Annotated in this window: 20 protein-coding genes; 10 read left to right on the plus strand and 10 right to left on the minus strand. The window is 68.5% G+C overall.

Annotation, left to right across the window (positions count from 1 at the left end; translation table 11 throughout):
• Positions 1 to 86 precede the first annotated feature (86 nt).
• On the plus strand, positions 87 to 770 hold the full coding sequence (gene queC / locus VFQ64_RS06120; RefSeq protein WP_325102411.1) for a 7-cyano-7-deazaguanine synthase QueC: 684 nt from the start codon (positions 87 to 89) through the stop codon (positions 768 to 770).
• Positions 767 to 1,399, plus strand: a complete 633-nt coding sequence (gene queE, locus VFQ64_RS06125) for a 7-carboxy-7-deazaguanine synthase (protein WP_325102412.1) — start codon at positions 767 to 769, stop codon at positions 1,397 to 1,399. The genes queC and queE overlap by 4 nt, the downstream gene beginning before the upstream one ends.
• 88 nt (positions 1,400 to 1,487) lie before the next feature.
• Here queE and VFQ64_RS06130 read toward each other — a convergent pair whose 3' ends face one another.
• The 3 genes from VFQ64_RS06130 to lipB all read right to left on the minus strand — a co-directional run bounded on the left by VFQ64_RS06130 (position 1,488) and on the right by lipB (position 3,482).
• Entirely contained in the window at positions 1,488 to 2,156 is a 669-nt protein-coding gene (locus VFQ64_RS06130) for a hypothetical protein (RefSeq protein WP_325102413.1), read from the minus strand.
• 299 nt (positions 2,157 to 2,455) lie between these two features.
• Positions 2,456 to 2,719 carry a hypothetical protein gene (locus VFQ64_RS06135; RefSeq protein WP_325102414.1) on the minus strand — a complete coding sequence of 88 codons (264 nt, stop codon included), beginning with the start codon at positions 2,717 to 2,719 and terminating at the stop codon, positions 2,456 to 2,458.
• A gap of 91 nt (positions 2,720 to 2,810) precedes the next feature.
• A complete protein-coding gene (lipB, locus tag VFQ64_RS06140) occupies positions 2,811 to 3,482 on the minus strand; it encodes a lipoyl(octanoyl) transferase LipB (RefSeq protein WP_325102415.1) in 672 nt (223 codons plus the stop codon).
• A gap of 84 nt (positions 3,483 to 3,566) precedes the next feature.
• Between lipB and VFQ64_RS06145 the strand changes: the two genes are divergently transcribed.
• Positions 3,567 to 4,394, plus strand: a complete 828-nt coding sequence (locus VFQ64_RS06145) for a hypothetical protein (RefSeq protein ID WP_325102416.1) — start codon at positions 3,567 to 3,569, stop codon at positions 4,392 to 4,394.
• A complete protein-coding gene (locus VFQ64_RS06150) occupies positions 4,391 to 5,143 on the plus strand; it encodes a hypothetical protein (RefSeq protein WP_325102417.1) in 753 nt (250 codons plus the stop codon). Before VFQ64_RS06145 ends, VFQ64_RS06150 begins: the two co-directional genes overlap by 4 nt.
• Here VFQ64_RS06150 and VFQ64_RS06155 read toward each other — a convergent pair.
• On the minus strand, positions 5,113 to 5,706 hold the full coding sequence (locus VFQ64_RS06155) for a GNAT family N-acetyltransferase (RefSeq protein ID WP_325102418.1): 594 nt from the start codon (positions 5,704 to 5,706) through the stop codon (positions 5,113 to 5,115). The two genes, VFQ64_RS06150 and VFQ64_RS06155, sit on opposite strands and share 31 nt — an antisense overlap.
• A gap of 176 nt (positions 5,707 to 5,882) precedes the next feature.
• On the opposite strand from VFQ64_RS06155, the gene VFQ64_RS06160 reads away from it, so the two are divergent.
• On the plus strand, positions 5,883 to 6,548 hold the full coding sequence (locus tag VFQ64_RS06160) for a PepSY domain-containing protein (RefSeq protein ID WP_325102419.1): 666 nt from the start codon (positions 5,883 to 5,885) through the stop codon (positions 6,546 to 6,548).
• 18 nt (positions 6,549 to 6,566) lie between these two features.
• Here the strand turns inward: VFQ64_RS06160 and VFQ64_RS06165 are convergent, their stop codons facing one another.
• Positions 6,567 to 7,004, minus strand: a complete 438-nt coding sequence (locus VFQ64_RS06165) for a tRNA (cytidine(34)-2'-O)-methyltransferase (protein WP_325102420.1) — start codon at positions 7,002 to 7,004, stop codon at positions 6,567 to 6,569.
• 155 nt (positions 7,005 to 7,159) lie between these two features.
• Here VFQ64_RS06165 and petA point away from each other — a divergent pair, with 155 nt between their 5' ends.
• From petA to VFQ64_RS06185, 4 genes are all read left to right on the plus strand, one after another.
• Positions 7,160 to 7,744, plus strand: a complete 585-nt coding sequence (gene petA / locus VFQ64_RS06170) for a ubiquinol-cytochrome c reductase iron-sulfur subunit (protein ID WP_325102421.1) — start codon at positions 7,160 to 7,162, stop codon at positions 7,742 to 7,744.
• A gap of 7 nt (positions 7,745 to 7,751) precedes the next feature.
• Positions 7,752 to 9,038: a cytochrome b/b6 gene (locus VFQ64_RS06175; protein ID WP_325102422.1), complete on the plus strand. Its 1,287-nt coding sequence runs from the start codon at positions 7,752 to 7,754 to the stop codon at positions 9,036 to 9,038.
• A 34-nt stretch (positions 9,039 to 9,072) separates the two neighbouring features.
• A complete protein-coding gene (locus VFQ64_RS06180) occupies positions 9,073 to 9,936 on the plus strand; it encodes a cytochrome c1 (protein ID WP_325102423.1) in 864 nt (287 codons plus the stop codon).
• A 159-nt stretch (positions 9,937 to 10,095) separates the two neighbouring features.
• A complete protein-coding gene (locus VFQ64_RS06185; protein WP_325102424.1) occupies positions 10,096 to 10,653 on the plus strand; it encodes a hypothetical protein in 558 nt (185 codons plus the stop codon).
• A gap of 113 nt (positions 10,654 to 10,766) precedes the next feature.
• Here the strand turns inward: VFQ64_RS06185 and VFQ64_RS06190 are convergent, their stop codons facing one another.
• The gene (locus VFQ64_RS06190) at positions 10,767 to 11,213 is read right to left on the minus strand and encodes a MaoC family dehydratase (protein ID WP_325102425.1); all 447 of its coding nucleotides are present in this window, start codon (positions 11,211 to 11,213) and stop codon (positions 10,767 to 10,769) included.
• An 87-nt stretch (positions 11,214 to 11,300) separates the two neighbouring features.
• Between VFQ64_RS06190 and VFQ64_RS06195 the strand changes: the two genes are divergently transcribed.
• Positions 11,301 to 13,049 carry a bifunctional metallophosphatase/5'-nucleotidase gene (locus VFQ64_RS06195; protein ID WP_325102458.1) on the plus strand — a complete coding sequence of 583 codons (1,749 nt, stop codon included), beginning with the start codon at positions 11,301 to 11,303 and terminating at the stop codon, positions 13,047 to 13,049.
• Between the two features lie 6 nt (positions 13,050 to 13,055).
• Here the strand turns inward: VFQ64_RS06195 and VFQ64_RS06200 are convergent, their stop codons facing one another.
• The 4 genes from VFQ64_RS06200 to metK form a co-directional block, all read right to left on the minus strand.
• Positions 13,056 to 13,769: a hypothetical protein gene (locus VFQ64_RS06200; RefSeq protein ID WP_325102426.1), complete on the minus strand. Its 714-nt coding sequence runs from the start codon at positions 13,767 to 13,769 to the stop codon at positions 13,056 to 13,058.
• Positions 13,770 to 13,772: 3 nt separating this feature from the next.
• Entirely contained in the window at positions 13,773 to 14,873 is a 1,101-nt protein-coding gene (gene ychF / locus VFQ64_RS06205) for a redox-regulated ATPase YchF (RefSeq protein ID WP_325102427.1), read from the minus strand.
• 200 nt (positions 14,874 to 15,073) lie between these two features.
• Complete coding sequence (locus VFQ64_RS06210; protein ID WP_325102428.1) at positions 15,074 to 15,688, minus strand: TIGR02466 family protein; 615 nt, start codon at positions 15,686 to 15,688, stop codon at positions 15,074 to 15,076.
• Positions 15,685 to 16,905, minus strand: a complete 1,221-nt coding sequence (gene metK / locus VFQ64_RS06215; protein ID WP_325102429.1) for a methionine adenosyltransferase — start codon at positions 16,903 to 16,905, stop codon at positions 15,685 to 15,687. The genes VFQ64_RS06210 and metK overlap by 4 nt, the downstream gene beginning before the upstream one ends.
• Positions 16,906 to 16,917 lie beyond the last annotated feature (12 nt).

A 16,917-nucleotide genomic window follows, 5' to 3' on the forward strand; every position in this document is an offset into this window, starting at 1 on the left:
ATTCTCCCAAGGATACAGCCTCGGGCCGCTTCACCGCGGCCCGTTTTTCGTTGCGGCGCGGCAGGGCGCCGCCTAGCGCGCGCACGATGACCAGCTCAACCGCCGTCGTGCTGCTGTCCGGCGGGCTCGATTCCTTCGTCGCTGCCGCCCTTGCCCGCGCGGCCGGGTTCCGGCTGCTGGCGCTGTCGGTCGACTACAGCCAGCGCCACGGCGTCGAGCTCGCCGCCGCGCGCCGGATCGCTGCCGCGCTCGGTGCCGAGCGTCACGTCGTCCTGCCGCTCGACCTCTCCGCGTTCGGCGGCTCCGCGCTGACCGCCGACATCGCGGTGCCCAAGGAGGGTGTGGGGGAGGGCATTCCCGTCACCTATGTGCCCGCGCGCAACACGATCTTCCTGTCGCTGGCGCTCGGCTGGGCCGAGGCGGGCGGCGCGCGCGATCTGTTCATCGGCGTCAACGCGCTCGACTATTCCGGCTATCCCGATTGCCGGCCGGAGTTCATCGCCGGGTTCGAGGCGCTGGCGGAGCTCGCCACCAAGGCAGGCGTCGAGGGCCGCCCGTTCCGCATCCAGGCGCCGCTGCAAAATATGACCAAGGCCGACATCGTTCGCGAGGGCGCGCGGCTGGAGCTTGACATGGGGCTGAGCTGGTCGTGCTACGACCCGACCGCCGAGGCGCTGCACTGCGGCCTGTGCGACAGCTGCCGGCTGCGCCACAAGGGCTTCGTCGAGGCGTGTGTCGAGGACCCGACCGGCTACGCCGCGATGTCATGAGCTACGCCGTCAAGGAGCTGTTCCTGACGCTGCAGGGCGAGGGCGTGAACGCGGGCCGCCGCGCGGTGTTCGTGCGCTTCGCCGGCTGCAACCTGTGGTCCGGGCGCGAGGAGGATCGCGCCCACGCCGTGTGCCGGTTCTGCGACACCGATTTTGTCGGCACCGATGGCGACGGCGGCGGCAAGTTCGCGGACGCAGGGGCCTTGGCGGACACGGTGGCACAGGCTTGGGGAGAGGCCGGCGATGGTCGCTTCACGGTTCTGACCGGCGGCGAGCCGATGCTGCAGGTCGACGATGCGCTGGTCGACGCGCTCCATGCCCGCGGCTTTAGCGTCGCGATGGAAAGCAACGGCACGCTGCCCGCGCATCCCGGCCTCGACTGGCTGTGCATCAGCCCCAAGGCGGGGAGCATCGTCGTCCAGCGCACCGGCGACGAGCTCAAACTGGTCTGGCCGCAAACAGGAATCGACCTGCACGAGATCGAACGGTGGGACTTCGCGCACCGCCTGATCCAGCCGCTCGACGATCGCGACGCGGCCGCCCACCAGGCCGCCGCGATCGCGCTCGTCATGGCACGGCCGGTCTGGCGGCTCAGCCTCCAGACCCACAAGCTACTGGGCCTGCGGTGATGCGGCTTCGAGACTGCCCCTGACCCGCGTTCGTGCTGAGCGAAGTCGAAGTACACGCCCTTCGCTTCGGGCGAACGGAGTTATGCGGTCAGGCCGTCGGCCAGACCAGCGGCCCGCATTTCTTGGCGACCCACTCGCCCTTCTTGCTCCAGCACACCGGGTCGAGCCGCGGCAGGCGGGGCGGGATATAGCCCATCCGCGACAGTGCCTGCTCGCCATAGGAGCCGACCAGCGTCTGGCGCAGCTCCGCCATGCGGTTCGCCGCCAGGGTGCCGAAGCTGCCGCGCGGCTGGAACACCGCGTCGCGCCCGATCGCCGCGGCGGTCTGGCAGAAGCTCAGCTGCCCGCCGACGGTCACGAAGGACGAATAGGTGCGGGTGCCGAACTGGTCGAGCGCGGTCTGGCCGGCGGGCTTGGACTTGGCGGTCCGCGCGAAATATTTGGTCAGCGTGTCGAACGCGCCCTTCAGCTCGACACTGTGGTCCTTCAGCGTCGCGTTGTAGTTGAGCACGGTCAGCAGGGTGGGCTCGAACTGGCATTGCAGCGCCGCGACATTGAGCGCCGCGCGCATGTTCCACACCAGCGACGCGCGCAGCTCCGCCGGCGTCGCGCCGGGCAGCGGCTGGCCGATCCCCGGCTCGTCGCCGCGCACCGGCTCGCCGCCGAACGTCTTGCTCTTCAGATAGAATTGGGCGGATGCGGGCGCTGCGGTCATCCCCGCCAGCGCCATGCCCAGAATCAACGCCTTACGCTTCATTTCTCGCTCTCGTCCTGGCTGTTAACCAGAGCAGTAGAGCGGTTGCTTGTTGAACCCAAGCTTTAAGGCGAAGGCAAAGAGCGCCCGGTCGCAGACCGGGCACACGTCGACCAGCCCAGCCAACGCATGCTCGCGCCGGTCGACGACGCGGCTTTGCCGTGGCGAGCTGACACAGTCTCCGCCAGGCCGTCAAACGGAACCGCTGCGCGGCTCCGCTGCCCGCATCCCGCACCGAAAAAGGGCCGCCCGGTCGCCCGGACGGCCCTTTCGATCCATCAACCCCGTAGGGGGATGGATGATTACATCGCGTTGGTGGTCGCGGTGTTGGACATCATGGTGTCGTTCGCCATCATGGTGTCGTTCGCCATCATGCCGGTGTTCGCACCGCTGTCCAGCGTGGTCATGGAGTCGTTCATCGTCCCCATGTCGCCGGTGGTGTTCATGTCGGTGACCATCGTGTTGTCGGTCGTCGTCGTCTCGGTCTTGGGACCGCAGGCCGAAACCATGAGGGCGGCACCGGCAACGAGCGAGCCGGTCAGAACCTTGGAGATGATTGCACGCATTTGGAAAGCTCCCTTGGATTGAGGATTTGGACGGCTGGCTGGCCCTTAAGTCCCAAATCAACGTGGGCATTAAACGCTTTACCGCATTCTCTCAAGCCTCGATTTCGCGCCTGCAAGAAAGAGTATCAAGGAATGTGGGCGCGTTTGTGTGCAATGCTTGATCCAAGTCATGCATTTTCACGTCGCGGGCCATGGCGTGGAGGCTCGTCACCGCGAATTGCGGCAGCCCGCACGGGACGATCCCGGCGAAATGCGTCAGATCGGGACGGACGTTGATCGCGAAGCCGTGCAGCGTCACCCAGCGTTTCACCCGCACGCCGATCGCGCCGATCTTCGCCTCCCGGCCCGCATCCATCGTCCAGATCCCGACCCGGCCCGGCGCGCGGAACGCCGTCACTCCCAGCTCCGCCAGCGCGGCGATGACCCATCCCTCCAGGCTATGCACGAAGCAGCGCACGTCGCGCCCGCGCCGGTTGAGGTCGAGCACCAGATAGCCCACCCGCTGCCCCGGCCCGTGATAGGTATATTGCCCGCCACGCCCGGCCGCGACGACCGGGAAGCGCGGATCGAGCAGGTCCGCCGCCTTGGCGCTGGTGCCGGCGGTATAGACCGGCGGATGCTCGAGCAGCCAGATCAGCTCGCTCGCCGACCCTTGCGATACGGCCGCGGCACGCGCCTCCATTTCTGTCAGCGCGTCGGCATAGGGGGTCAGCCCCGGCGTGACGCGCCATTCGGGAGGGGGTAGCTCGCTCACGTCGCGCATGTGCGGCGCGATCCGGCCGCGCGCAACCGTTGCCCGTCCCGCGCTGCGCCCCTAGACGCACTCGGAACGAGCAAGGGGAGCACCATGGTCAGGATCGACAGCGTGTGGGACGGCACGACCGAGGTGCTGGGTCGACGGGGCGGACTGCTCGCGTCGATCGCGTTCCTCGCCTTCTTCCTGCCCAGCGCGGGGCAGGCGGCGGTAGCGGCCTATGGCGGCACCTCGACCGGGGTCGCGCTGCTCTCCGCCGTGGTCACCCTGGTTGCACTGGTGGCGAGCGTCTGGGGATCGCTGACGGTGATCGGCCTCGCCAACGACCCGGCGGCGTCGCGTGCAGCGGCTGGGCGGCAGGCCACCGCGCGCCTGCCCGCCGCCTTGCTGCTGATGCTGGTCGCGATCGCGGTCGCGGTCGTGGCCGCGTTGCCGACGGTGGGGGTGCTGGCCGCCAACGGCTATGACTTCCAGGCGGCCGTGCAGCGCGCAGGCGGGGCGGGCGCGCCGAAGCTGGCGCCGGGCGTCGCGCTGTTCCTGTTCGTTTACGGTTTGCTGCTGCTGCTGGTCGCGCTGTGGCTCTACGCGCGGCTGCTGCCGCTCCTGCCGGTCGCGCTGCACGAGCGGCGGCGGATCGGCGCGTTCGGACGCGCGCTGCGGCTGACCCGGGGCATGACCTGGCGCCTGATCGGGGTGGTGCTCCTGTTCGGAGTCGTGTTCATGGTCGCGAGCTGGGCCGCGCAGGCGGTCGTCGGCACCGCCGCGCGCCTGCTGCTCGGCGCGGAGCACATCACCACCGCGACCTTTATCGGCGCGCTGGCGGCGGCGCTGGTCGCGGCCGCCTTCGCAACCGTCGTCGCGGTGTTCGGCGCGCGCCTGTACGCGGCATTGCGGGCGGGCGGGGCGGCGCCCGCCGCATGACCGTGCGTGCCACCGATCTGGTGGCCGACGCCGCCCGGCTGTTCCGCCGCGACCGCGAGCTGCTGCTGGGGCTGGCGGGCCCGTTCTGGTTCCTGCCCGCCTTTGCGCTGGCGCTGCTGATCCCGCCCGCGCCCGGATTGCCCGAGGGCGCGGCGCGCGGCACGCCAGAGGCGAACGCGGCGATCCAGGCGTTTGCACAGTGGCTGACGACCTATGGCGGCTGGTATCTGCTCGGCGTCGCGATCGGCGCCTGGGGTACCGCGACGGTGTACACGCTCTACCTCGACCGCGAACGGCCTACGCTTGGCGAGGCGCTGGGCCGGGCGGCGGCGCTGTGGCCGCGGTTCATGCTGATGAGCCTGCTCGTCGGGATGATGGCGCTCGGCGGGCTGGCGCTGCTCTGGCTTCCCGGCCTCTATATTCTCGGCCGCTTCATGCCGGCCGGGCCGGCGCTGGTGGCGGAGCGGCCATTGAGCGCGGTCGGCGCGATCGGGCGCGGCTTCGCGCTGACCCGCGGCGCCGGACTGCCGCTGACCGGCGTCACCGCCGCGACGCTGGCGCTGAGCTGGTTCGTGCCGCAGCCGCTGCTCGCGCTCGATGCCTGGCTGCGGGACCGGCCGGGCGGCGCCAACCCGCTCGCGCTCGCGACGGTGGACGCGCTGGCGGCCGCGCTCGCGGCATTGGCGGCGCTGGTGACGGCGCTGCTCGCGGTCGCCGCCTATCGCCGGTTGGCGAGCAGGGGCACCTGAGGCGCTGCATCGGCGGGCAGCAGGCCCAGCACACGCGGATCGGCAAAGGTCTCCACCGTCCGCTTCACCGCCACGAACCCGTGCGCCCGATAAAAGCCCAGCGCGCGCGGATGATCGAGCGTGCAGGTGTTGACCCGCACCAACGACACCCCCGGCCGCCAGGCGAGCTGCATCGTCAGCGCCATCAGCCAGCGACCGTGTCCCTGTCCGGTCAGCTCCGGCACCACGCCGAAATAATCGAGCGCGCACCAGCCGTCTTCTGGATGGGTCAGTTCCAGCATTCCCACCTCCACGCCCTGCCGGTCGAGCACGGCATGGACCTGTGTCCGGTCTCGGTGCGTGGCAGCGATCAGCGCCGTATCGTCGAGCGCCAGGCGCGAGAACCACAGCCAGGGCGCGCCGACGCGACGGAACAGGGTGCGGTATCGTTCCGGCTCCGGCGCGTGCCAGCGCACCAGCCGCAGCGACGAGGAGGGCAGGGGTCTGGCTCGCGGCCGTTCGCGCATCTCCAGCGTGGTGACTACCGTCGCCAGCCGGTCGTTGGCGACCGGGGTCAGTCCCATGTCGCGCGCGGCGCAGGGCTGATCGGGAACGCGTCGTCGCGGGATCGCATCGGTTTATGCCTTAGCAGCGCGGGTGGAGAGGGTCGAGGCGCGAGTCCGGGGCGGCATGCACGGGTTGGCGCAGTGAGCCCCTTGCGCGACCTTGTGCGTATCGGATCGAGCGGGCATCGCGCGGCATGCGCTCTCGCCATATCCTGCAGCGGCTCCATGTCTGGCTCGCCTGGGTCGCGGGCGTGCCGCTGCTGTTCTGGACGCTCAGCGGCCTGTGGATGGTCGCCCGCCCGATCGACGAGGTCCGGGGCACCGGCCTCCGCGCGCCACTCGCGCCGCTGGTTGCGCCCGCCGCGCTGCGCACGCCCCCCGGCTCCCTGAAGGCGCTGGCGCTTGAGCGGCAAGGCGACCGGCTGGTCTGGATCGCGGTGCGCCCGGACGGAGCAAGCTTTCGCGCCGACCCGGTCTCGGGTCGAGGGCTGGCACCGGTCGCCGAGCCGGAAGCACGCCTGCTTGCCGCCGCCGCGCTTGCGAAGCCCACCGCGATCGAGCGGGTCACGCGCAGCACCGCCGAACAGCCGCCGCTGGACCTGCGGCGCGCGCGCCCGGCCTGGGGCGTGATGTTCGCGGGCGGCGACCGGGTCTACCTCGACGCCGATACCGGCCAGGTGCTGGCGCTGCGCACCGAACAATGGCGAGCGTTCGACTGGATGTGGGGCCTGCACATCATGGACCTGTCGAGCCGGGAGAACTCCAGCCATCCCGTCCTGATCGGCTTCGCGGCACTGGCGCTGCTGGCGACGATCCTCGGCCTGGTCCTGCTGCCGCTGAGCAGCAGGCGGCGGCGGTGACTGCCCGGCGCTCCGGCGTCACCCGGTCTGCCGCAGCGCCTCCGCCAGCACGATCCCGACTGTCACCGACAGGTTGAGCGAGCGCAAGCCGGGGCGGACGGGCACCCGCACCGCCAGCTCGGCGCGGGCGTGGACCGCCTCGGGCACCCCTGCGCCTTCCGAGCCGAACAGCAGCACGTCGTCGGCCTTGAACCGCGTGCCCCACAGGTCGGTCGCGCCGCGTGTGGTGGCGAGCACCAGCCGGCCGGCGAGCGTCGCCTCGAACGCCCTCCAGTCGGTGTGCCGCCGCACCGCGACATGGTCGATGTAGTCCATCGCCGCCCGCGCGACACGCTTGTCGTCCCACACGAAGCCCAGCGGCTCGATCAGATCGACGTCCGCGCCCAGGCATGCGGCGGTGCGCAGCACGGCGCCGACATTGCCGGCGATTTCGGGCTGATAGAGGGCGACGCGCATGTCCCTCGTTAACCCGCTTCGTTGCGCGGGCAAAAGGATGTTGGCAAAGGTCGGCGCCCACGTTTAAGGGCGAGGCAGAGTTTCCTTCCGCCGCTGTGCGGAACCGGTCGGGCGCATCCGTGCCGCGATCGCAATCTGTTCAAGGGCCCCGACGAATGGCGACTGTCGACGACCAGCTTCCCCCCGGCGAGAACCCGGCGCTGGCGCACGAGGACGTGACCGATCCGCGCCGCCGCGACTTCCTCAACATCGCCACCGTCGCGTTTGCCGGCGCGGGCGTCGTTGCGATCGTGCTGCCGCTGGTCAATCAGATGAACCCGTCCGCCGACGTGCTGGCGGAATCGACCACCGAGATCGACCTGTCCAAGATCCAGCCGGGCCAGGCGATCAAGGCATCGTTCCGCAAGCAGCCGCTGTTCGTCCGCAATCTCACGCCTGCCGAGGTCGCGGCGGCAGACCAGGTCTCGATCGCCGACCTGCGCGACAAGCAGACGCTTGAGGAGCGGACCAAGGCGGGCAAGAAGAACTGGCTGATCACGCTCGGCGTCTGCACCCATCTCGGCTGCGTGCCGCTGGGTGCCGGCGAGGGCGAGAACAAGGGGCCGTTCGGCGGCTATTTCTGCCCGTGCCACGGTTCGGCCTATGACACCGCCGGCCGCATCCGGCAGGGGCCGGCGCCGACCAACCTGGCCGTTCCCGACTATGTCTTCAACTCCGACACGACCGTGACGGTCGGCTGAGGCGATCATGAGCTTTCCCTGGGCCAAGCATTACGAGCCGAAAGTCCCGCTGATGCGGTGGCTGGACGAGAAGCTGCCGCTGCCGCGGCTCGTCTACAACGCGATCGGCGCGGGCTATCCGGTGCCGCGCAACCTCAACTATTTCTGGAACTTCGGCGTGCTCGCGGGCGCGGCGCTGGTGATCCAGATCGTCACGGGCGTGACGCTGGGGATGCACTATGCCGCCAACGGTGGGATCGCCTTCGGCTCAGTCGAGCACATCATGCGCGACGTCAACGCGGGCTGGTTCCTGCGCTACGCCCATGCCAACGGTGCGTCGATGTTCCTGGCCGTGGTGTACATCCATATCGGTCGCGGCCTCTATTACGGATCGTACAAGCCGCCGCGCGAGATGGTGTGGCTGCTCGGCGTCGTCATCTTCCTGCTGATCATGGCGACGGCGTTCATGGGCTATGTCCTGCCCTGGGGTCAGATGAGCTTCTGGGGGGCGCAGGTGATCACCGGCTTCTTCTCGGCCATCCCGGTGGTCGGCGAATCGATCCGGATCTGGCTGCTCGGCGGCTTCGCGCCCGACAATGCCGCGCTCAACCGCTTCTTCTCGCTCCATTATCTGCTGCCGTTCGTGATCGCGGGCGTGATCATCCTCCACATCTGGGCGCTGCACATCCCGGGCTCGTCCAACCCGACCGGCGTCGAGGTGAAGGCCGAGCAGGATACGGTGCCCTTCCACCCTTATTACACCGCCAAGGACGCGGTCGGGGTGGGCGTGTTCTTTCTGATCTTTGCCTTTCTGATCTTCTTCACGCCCAATCTGCTCGGCCATCCGGACAATTACATCGAGGCGAACCCGCTTTCGACGCCGGCGCATATCGTGCCCGAATGGTATTTCCTGCCCTTCTACGCGATCCTGAAGAGCTTCACCTCGAACTTCATCCTCGATGCGAAGCTGTGGGGCGTGATCGCGATGTTCGCATCCATCCTGCTCTTGTTCTTCCTGCCCTGGATCGACCGCTCGCCGATCCGCTCGGCGAACTTCCGCCCGGTCTATCGCCGCTTTCTGGTCGTCCTCCTCTTCGACATCGTCCTGCTCGGCTATGTCGGTGGTGCCGAGGCGACCCCGCGCAACGTCATGCTGGGGCAGCTCGCGACCATGTATTATTTCGCGCACTTTCTCATCATCCTGCCGCTGGTGTCGATGTCGGAGCGGCCGCGCGCGATGCCCAACTCGATCACCGAGGCGGTGCTGGAGAAGCATGACGGAACGTCGCCGGCCAAGACGGCCGCGGTGGGCTGAGGCGAGCAGAGACTCAAAGGACTAGAATCGCAGTATGGCTCGTCTCATCTCCATCGTGATCGGCGCAGGCTTCGTCTTCGTGCTGGCGCTGGCGCTCTTCTTCACCGCGAAGGAGGCGATCCAGAACCCGACGCCCGAAACCGCCGAGCATGAATTCCACGTCGACCCGCGCGATGCCGACCTGCCGTCGAACAGCATCTTCGGCAAGTTCGACAAGGCGCAGCTGCAGCGCGGGCTGAAAGTCTATCAGGAGGTCTGCGCCGCCTGTCACAGCCTGAAGTACGTCTCGTTCCGTAACCTGACGCAGCTCGGCTACAGCGAGGGCCAGGTGAAGGCGCTCGCCGCCGCCTGGCCGGTCGAGCAGCCGAGCAGCAATCCCGAGACCGGCGAGGCGATGACGCGCAAGAACGTGCCCTCCGATCGCTTCCCCTCGCCCTATCTGAACGAGATCGCCGGGCGCGCCGCCAACAACAATGCGCTGCCGCCCGACCTGTCGCTGATGGTCAAGGCGCGCGAGGACGGCGCCAACTACATCTACTCGCTGCTGAACGGCTATAAGGAGCAGGAAGGCTACAAGAACGAGCATGGCGAGGAGCTGCTGAAGAAATTCCCCGGCGCGCGGACGCCGGAAGGCCTGTACTTCAACCCGACCTTTCCCAACCTGAACATCGCCATGCCGCCGCCGATCTCGTCGGACGGCCAGGTGACCTATGACGACGGCACCAAGGCGACCCGGGACCAGATGGCAAAGGACGTCGCGGCGTTCCTGGTGTGGACGGCGGAGCCGAACCTCGAATCCCGCCACGCGGCCGGGCTCGGCGCGCTGGGTTTCATCATCATCTTCATCTTCCTGACGATCGGTGCGTACCGCAACGTCTGGCGCAACGTGAAGCATTGAGCGGAAGGCCCCGGATCGCGCCAGCGATCCGGGGACCCGTCAGGGCAGGCAGCGGCTCCGTCCAAATGTGAGGCGACGCCGTGGGAACCGGAACGTTAACGCCTCGTTCTCCCATCGTTGCGGCGCGTAACCTGCCGCGGCTCCAGTGGGAGAGCATCCATGATCAAGACATTCGCGGCCGTCGGACTCGCGCTCGGCCTGGGCCTCGGCACTACCGCCTGCACCGACGGCTATGGCTACACCGGCGTCGATGTCGGCTATAACAGCGGCTATTACGGGAACGGCTATCCGGGATATGCCGGTTACGGCAACGATTATTACGGCTGGTACGGTGACTATTATTATCCGGGCACGGGCGTCTACGTCTATGACTCGTACCGTCGCCCCTATCGCTGGAACGCCACGCAGCAGCGTTACTGGCAGGGTCGGCAGCAGTATCGCGGGCAGCAATATCAGGGCCCGGGCGGTCGCGCCGAGTACCGCGAGGACCGCCGCGAGGTGCGGCAGAACTGGCAGGCGTTCCAGCGCGACCAGCGCCAGGACCGTCAGGAGTTCCGCCAGGACCGCCAGCAGGACCGCCAGGCGTTCCGTCAGGGCACCGTGACCCGCGAGCAGTTCCGCACCGAGCGCCGCGACGATCGGCAGAACTATCGCCAGGAGCAGCGCCAGGACCGCCGCGCGCTACGCCGCGAGAACCGCCGCGATCGTCGCGACTAGATGCTGGTGCCATCGTCTCCCCGGCCTCGAGCCGGGGTCCCGCTTCTACTGCTGAGGCAGGTAGCGCGGCTCTGGCTCGAGGCCGGGGGTGACGAAGGGTTGCACGGTTGCTCCTATGCGGGCCGTGTCCGGATCAGCCCGTTGGAAACATAGCTCATCACCGGCTCGTCATGCTGGTTGAACACCACGAGCGCTGTCTTGAATATCCCCATCTCCGGCCGGGTCGCGGACACGCGCTTGTGCAACAGCTCGGTCTCGCAGCGTAGCACGTCGCCAGGATAGACGGGCTTGAGCCATCTCAGCTCGTCCATCCCCGGCGACCCCAGCCCCGCCTGTCGCTGCGCCTTCAGGTTCTCGACGAGCATCGCCATCGACATCGCACCGGTGTGCCAGCCGCTCGCAGACAGCCTGCCGAAATGGGTCTCGGCGGCGGCTTCGTCGGAAAGGTGGAAGGGCTGCGGGTCGAACTTCTCGGCAAACGCGAGCACCTCCTCGCGCGTCACCGCATAGCGTCCGAAGCTGCTCTTCGCGCCGACCACCAGATCCTCGAAATACTGCATGCGCGCGCTCCAGCCAGGTCGTCCGGTGGTGACACTCCCCCGGGCCCGTGCCAAGGCCGACCGGCCTGAACAAAAGCCGGGGACGTGATGCGCCGCCTGTCCTTTCTGCTGACGCTCGCCGCACTGGGTGGTTGCGCGACGCCGCGTCTAGGCGAGCGTCCTGCGGCACCGATCGCGGTCAAGATCATCGCACTGAACGATTTCCACGGCGCGCTCGAACCCCCCGGGCAGAGCGTGCCGGTCACGGGCCCCTCGGGAGAGACGGTGAACGTCCCCGCCGGCGGCGCCGCGCACCTGGCCTCGGCGGTGGCACGGCTGAAGGCGCGCAATCCCAACAATCTGGTCGTCGCGGCCGGCGATCTGACCAGCGCCTCGCCCTTCGTATCGTCGCAGTTCCTCGACGAACCCAGCATCCTCGCGCTCAACCTGATCGGACTCGACCTCAATGCGGTTGGCAATCACGAGTTCGATCGGGGACCGGACGAGCTCAAGCGTCTGCAGGGCGGCGGCTGCGCAAAGCATACCGCGCGTGTGCCCTGCCGCGTCGACCCGACCTTTCCCGGCGCGTCGTTCCGCTATCTCGCCGCCAATGTGCGCACCGCTGACGGTCGCACGCTGTTCCCAGCCACCGCGATCCGCACGGTGGGGATGGGCAAGCGCACCGCGCGCATCGGCTTCATCGGCCTAACGCTGCGCACCACGCCGAGCCTGGTGGTGCCGACCGCCGTCGCGACGCTGACCTTCGACGACGAGGCGAAGACGATCAACGCGCTGGTGCCCAAGCTCAAGGCGCAAGGCGCGGACGCGGTCGTCGTGCTGATCCACCAAGGACTCTATACGAAGGTCGGCTATAACGACAAAAGCTGCGGCGGGGTGTCCGGCGACCTGCTGCCGATCCTGGCGCAGCTCGATCCGGCGGTGGACCTGGTCGTGTCGGGCCACACCCACCGGGCCTATGTCTGCGACTATGGCGCGATCGACCCGACGCGGCCCATCCTCGTCACCAGCGCCGGGCGCAACGGCACCTTGCTGACCGACATCGAGTTACTGGTCGATCCGGTCGCCCACCGGGTCACCGCGAAGCGCGCCGACAATTTGGTCGTCCAGGGTGCCGCCTATGCGAGTGCTGCCGGGCCCGTGCCGCTGCGGCCGGAATATCCGGTGTTTCCCGCCGAACCGCGCGTCGCGGCGCTGGTCAAGCGTTACGTTGCCGCGGCCAGCCCGGTCGCCGCCCGTATCGTGGGGCGGATGTCCGGGCCGGCGACCCGCCAGCGGACCGCCTCGGGCGAATCGGTCGCGGGCAACTTGGTCGCCGACATGCAGCGCCAGGCGACCGGCGCCGACCTCGCCTTCATGAACGGCGAGGGCCTGCGCGCCGACCTGATCCCGGCGGCCGATGCCAGCGTCACCTATGGGCAGCTCTATGCCGTCATGCCGTTCGGCAACGTGCTCCAGGTCAAGGGCATGACGGGACGGCAGATCCGCGCCGTGCTGGAGCAGCAGTTCGATAGCGCCTCCAACACCGTCGCACGGCCCAACATGATGATGGTCTCGCGCGACGTCACCTATCGCTACGACCTGCGGCGCCCGGCGGGCCAGCGCATCCTCGACCTGCGGCTGGACGGCCGCCCGATCGACGACGCGCGGACCTACCGGGTCGGGGTCAGCAACTTCCTGGCGGCTGGCGGCGACAATTTCACGGTGTTCACGCAAGGCACCGACCTCGCCGGCGGCCCGGAGGACATCGACGCCTTCGAAACCTATGTCCGCGCGGCGGGAACGCTGACCCCGCCCGCCACCGATCGCATCACCCGGCTGGATACGCCCGCCGGCTGACCGTCCTTAACGCGCCACCGCCAGCGCATCGAGCAGCCGGCGACTGGCCCCCTCGCGCCGCAGCACCGTCAGCGGCACCAGCACCGGCACGGAACAGGCCTGGGCGGCGTGCGGCAGGTCGTACTGCAGCATCAACCCGCGCCGGCGACCGTCCAGCCAGGCGATGAACGCGATCGCGCCGCCTTCGGCATCCGCCGCGATGACGTCTCGGCATTGTTCGTCCACGCCTGCATCGTCCTGGCCCGACCGGTAACCCTGCCGGTACAGCGCGGTGAGCCGAGGCGAGGCGAGCGTCACCACCCGCACGCCGTCATCGCCGGTGGTCAGCGCCTGCGTACCCACCAGCGCCTGCGGCAGCAATGTCGCCCAGTCGACCGGACGCCCGCTGGCCAGGTCATAGACGATCGCGATGTGGCCATTGTTCGGGTGAGCGCCGCCGCAATAGGTGTCGTCGGTGACCAGGAAGCTGACAAACGCGGGACCGCGCATCGTCGTCTCGACCCGTCGCTCCCAGCTGCTCCGGCCGGCGCCGCCCTCGCGCCGGCACGCCGCTGCGGCGGTCCGCACCCGTGTATCGAGCGCTGCCAGCGCGGTGTTGATCCGCCGTGTCGCCGGCGTCGCGGGACGAACGACCCGAGGGAAGGCGGCGATCCCCGGCCGCAACGGCGGGGGCGCGGTCAGCGCCACCTGCGCGGCGGCGAGGAGGGTGAGCAGCGGCACGCCTCAGACGTTGAACCGGAACAGCATCACGTCGCCGTCTTGGACGACATACTCCTTGCCCTCCGACCGGAGCTTGCCTGCGTCGCGCGCGCCGGCCTCGCCGCCCAGCGCGACGAAATCGGCATAGGCGGTGGTCTCGGCGCGGATGAAGCCTCGCTCAAAATCGGAGTGGATCGCGCCCGCCGCCTGCGGGGCCCTGGCGCCGACCTCGACCGTCCAGGCGCGCGCTTCCTTGGGCCCGACGGTGAAGAAGGTCAGCAGGTGGAGCAGTTCGTAACCGGCGCGGATGACGCGCGCGAGCCCCGTCTCGGTCAGGCCCAGCTCGGCCAGGAACTCGCCACGTTCGTCGGCCGGCATGGTCGCGATCTCCGCCTCGATTGCGGCCGACACGACTACGGCCTGCGCGCCCTCGGCCGCCGCCTTGGTGAAGACGCGCGCGGATTGTTCGTTGCCGTCCGCCGCATGCGCCTCATCGACGTTGCAGACATAGAGCACCGGCTTGCCGGTCAGCAGCTGCGCCTGGGCGAGGTGCCGCGCCTCTTCGGGGTCGCTCGCCTTCGTCAGTCGGGCGGGCTTGCCGTCGCGCAGCAGCTCCAGCGCGCGGCCGAGCACCGTCGCGGCTGCCTTGGCATCCTTGTCGCCCTGCGCGGCCTTCTTCTGCAGATTGGGGACGCGCTTTTCCAGGCTTTCCAGATCGGCGAGCATCAGCTCGGTCTCGACCGTCTCCGCGTCGGCGATCGGGTCGACCTTGCCCTCGACATGCGTGACGTCGTCGTCCTCGAAGCAGCGCAGCACATGGACGATCGCATCGACCTCGCGGATGTTGCCCAGGAACTGGTTGCCCAGTCCTTCGCCCTTCGATGCACCGCGCACGAGGCCGGCAATGTCGACGAAGCCGAGCTGCGTTTCGATGATCTTGGCCGACCCGGCAAGCTTCGCCAGCGTCTGCAGCCGCTCGTCGGGCACTGCGACGTTGCCGACATTGGGCTCGATCGTGCAGAACGGATAGTTGGCGGCCTGCGCGGCCGCCGTCTCGGTGAGCGCGTTGAAAAGCGTCGACTTGCCGACGTTCGGCAGCCCGACGATGCCGCAGCGGAAACCCATCTCTCAGTGAACTTTCGTGGAGGTTGTGCGGGCCGGCTCTAGGCGCTCGTGGCAGGGGATGCCAGCGGCTCAAGGTCCGGGCTGTCCTACACGACTCGCCTCTGCCACAGGTCGGTGGCTATTTGACATTGCGAACGATTCGAGCGGCTTACCGTCAGAATAGGTTGTGTTTATGCCTCAACTTCGCCTCAACTTCCGCATCACCGATAGTTGAAGCTGATGCTGATCCGCTCGCCCCTGCCGGTGCCGGCGGGCACTTCGTGGCGGAGCCAGCTCTCCCACAACAGCACCGTGCCGCGGGCGGGCGTCAATTCGACGAAGGTTCGCATCGGCTCGGGCGCGTCTGCCCGGCGGGTGGGGGCGGCCATCAGCATCGGCAGGCGCGGGTCCTCCAGCTTCAGCCCGCGCGAGCCCTCCGGCAGCGCGATGTAGAGGGTGCCGGAAACGACGCTGTGCGGATGGAGATGCGCCGTGTGTCCACCGCCACCGCGCAGCAGGTTGACCCACAGCGAGTCGAGCTTGAGCTTGCGCGACAGGTCGAAAGCGCAAGCCTCGGCGAAGCGAGCGACGTGGCGGTCCAGGTGCCGCTTCAGGTCCCCAAACGCCGGATCGCGCACCGGCAGATCGTCGAGCGAGGCATAGGAGGTATAGCCCCGATAGCCATGCTCCTTCGCCCACCGCCTTCCGGCGGCGTCGTCCGCCGCCAGCGCCCGGACCGAATGCTCCAGGTCGGCGAGCAGCGCATCGTGGCCGAGCGCGTCCTCATAGACGAGGGTGGGAAATAGCTGGCGAACCTGTCCGCCAGCCCCGCTCACGCCGCCAGCTCGGCCTTCAGCGCGTCGACCAGGTCGGTGCGCTCCCAGGTGAAATGGTCGCCCTCGGCGTCGCGGCCGAAATGTCCATAGGCAGCCGTCTTCGAATAGATCGGTGCATTGAGCGACAGGTGCTGGCGGATGCCTTTGGGGGTCAGGCGGACGAGCTTGGGCAGGATCGCCTCCAGCTTCGCCTCGTCCACCGTGCCGGTGCCGTGCGTGTCGACATAGACGCTCAGCGGCTCGGCAATGCCGATCGCATAGGAGAGCTGGATGGTGCAGCGCCGGGCGAGCCCCGCGGCGACGACGTTCTTCGCCAGGTAGCGCGCGACATAGGCGGCCGAACGGTCGACCTTGGTCGGGTCCTTGCCGCTGAACGCGCCGCCGCCATGGGGCGCGGCGCCGCCATAGGTGTCGACGATGATCTTGCGCCCGGTCACGCCCGCATCGCCGTCCGGCCCACCGATCTCGAAGGCACCGGTCGGGTTGATGTAGATCGCGGTCTCGTCGGTGATGAAGCCATCCGGCAGCACGTCGTGCATTACCTTGGTCACATAATCGCGCAGCTCGGCATATTTCGCGGCGTCGGCGTTGTCGCCCTTCTCGCAATAGCCGGCCTTGTGCTGGGTCGACACGACCAGCGCGGTGGCGCGGACCGGCATCTCGTTCTCATAGTGGAGCGTCACCTGGCTCTTGGCATCGGGCTCCAGGAACGGGGCCGCGCCGGAGTGGCGGTCAGCGGCCATGCGCTCCAGGATCTTGTGGCTGTAATAGAGCGTCGCCGGCATCTTGCCCGGCGTCTCGTCGGTGGCATAGCCGAACATGATACCCTGGTCGCCCGCGCCCTCGTCCTTGTTGCCGGACTCGTCGACGCCCATCGCGATCTCGGCGGACTGGCCATGCAAGTTGTTGAGGAACTTGAATTCGTTCCAGTGAAATCCCGCCTGCTCGTAACCGATGCGCTTCACCGTCGCGCGCGCGGCCGCCTCAATCTCGTCCTGCACGCCCGCCGCCCACTGACCGTCCTCGTACACGCCGCGACCGCGGATCTCGCCGGCGAGCACGACCAGCTGCGTCGTCGTCAGCGTCTCGCAGGCGACGCGGGCCTCAGGATCCTTGGACAGGAACAGGTCGACGATCGCGTCGCTGATCTGGTCGGCGACCTTATCGGGATGGCCTTCGGACACCGATTCGGACGTGAAGAGATAGGAGGCGCGCATGGAAGTTCCCGG

It is taken from the genome of Sphingomonas sp. (assembly GCF_035714405.1).
Taxonomy (GTDB): Bacteria; Pseudomonadota; Alphaproteobacteria; order Sphingomonadales; family Sphingomonadaceae; genus Sphingomonas.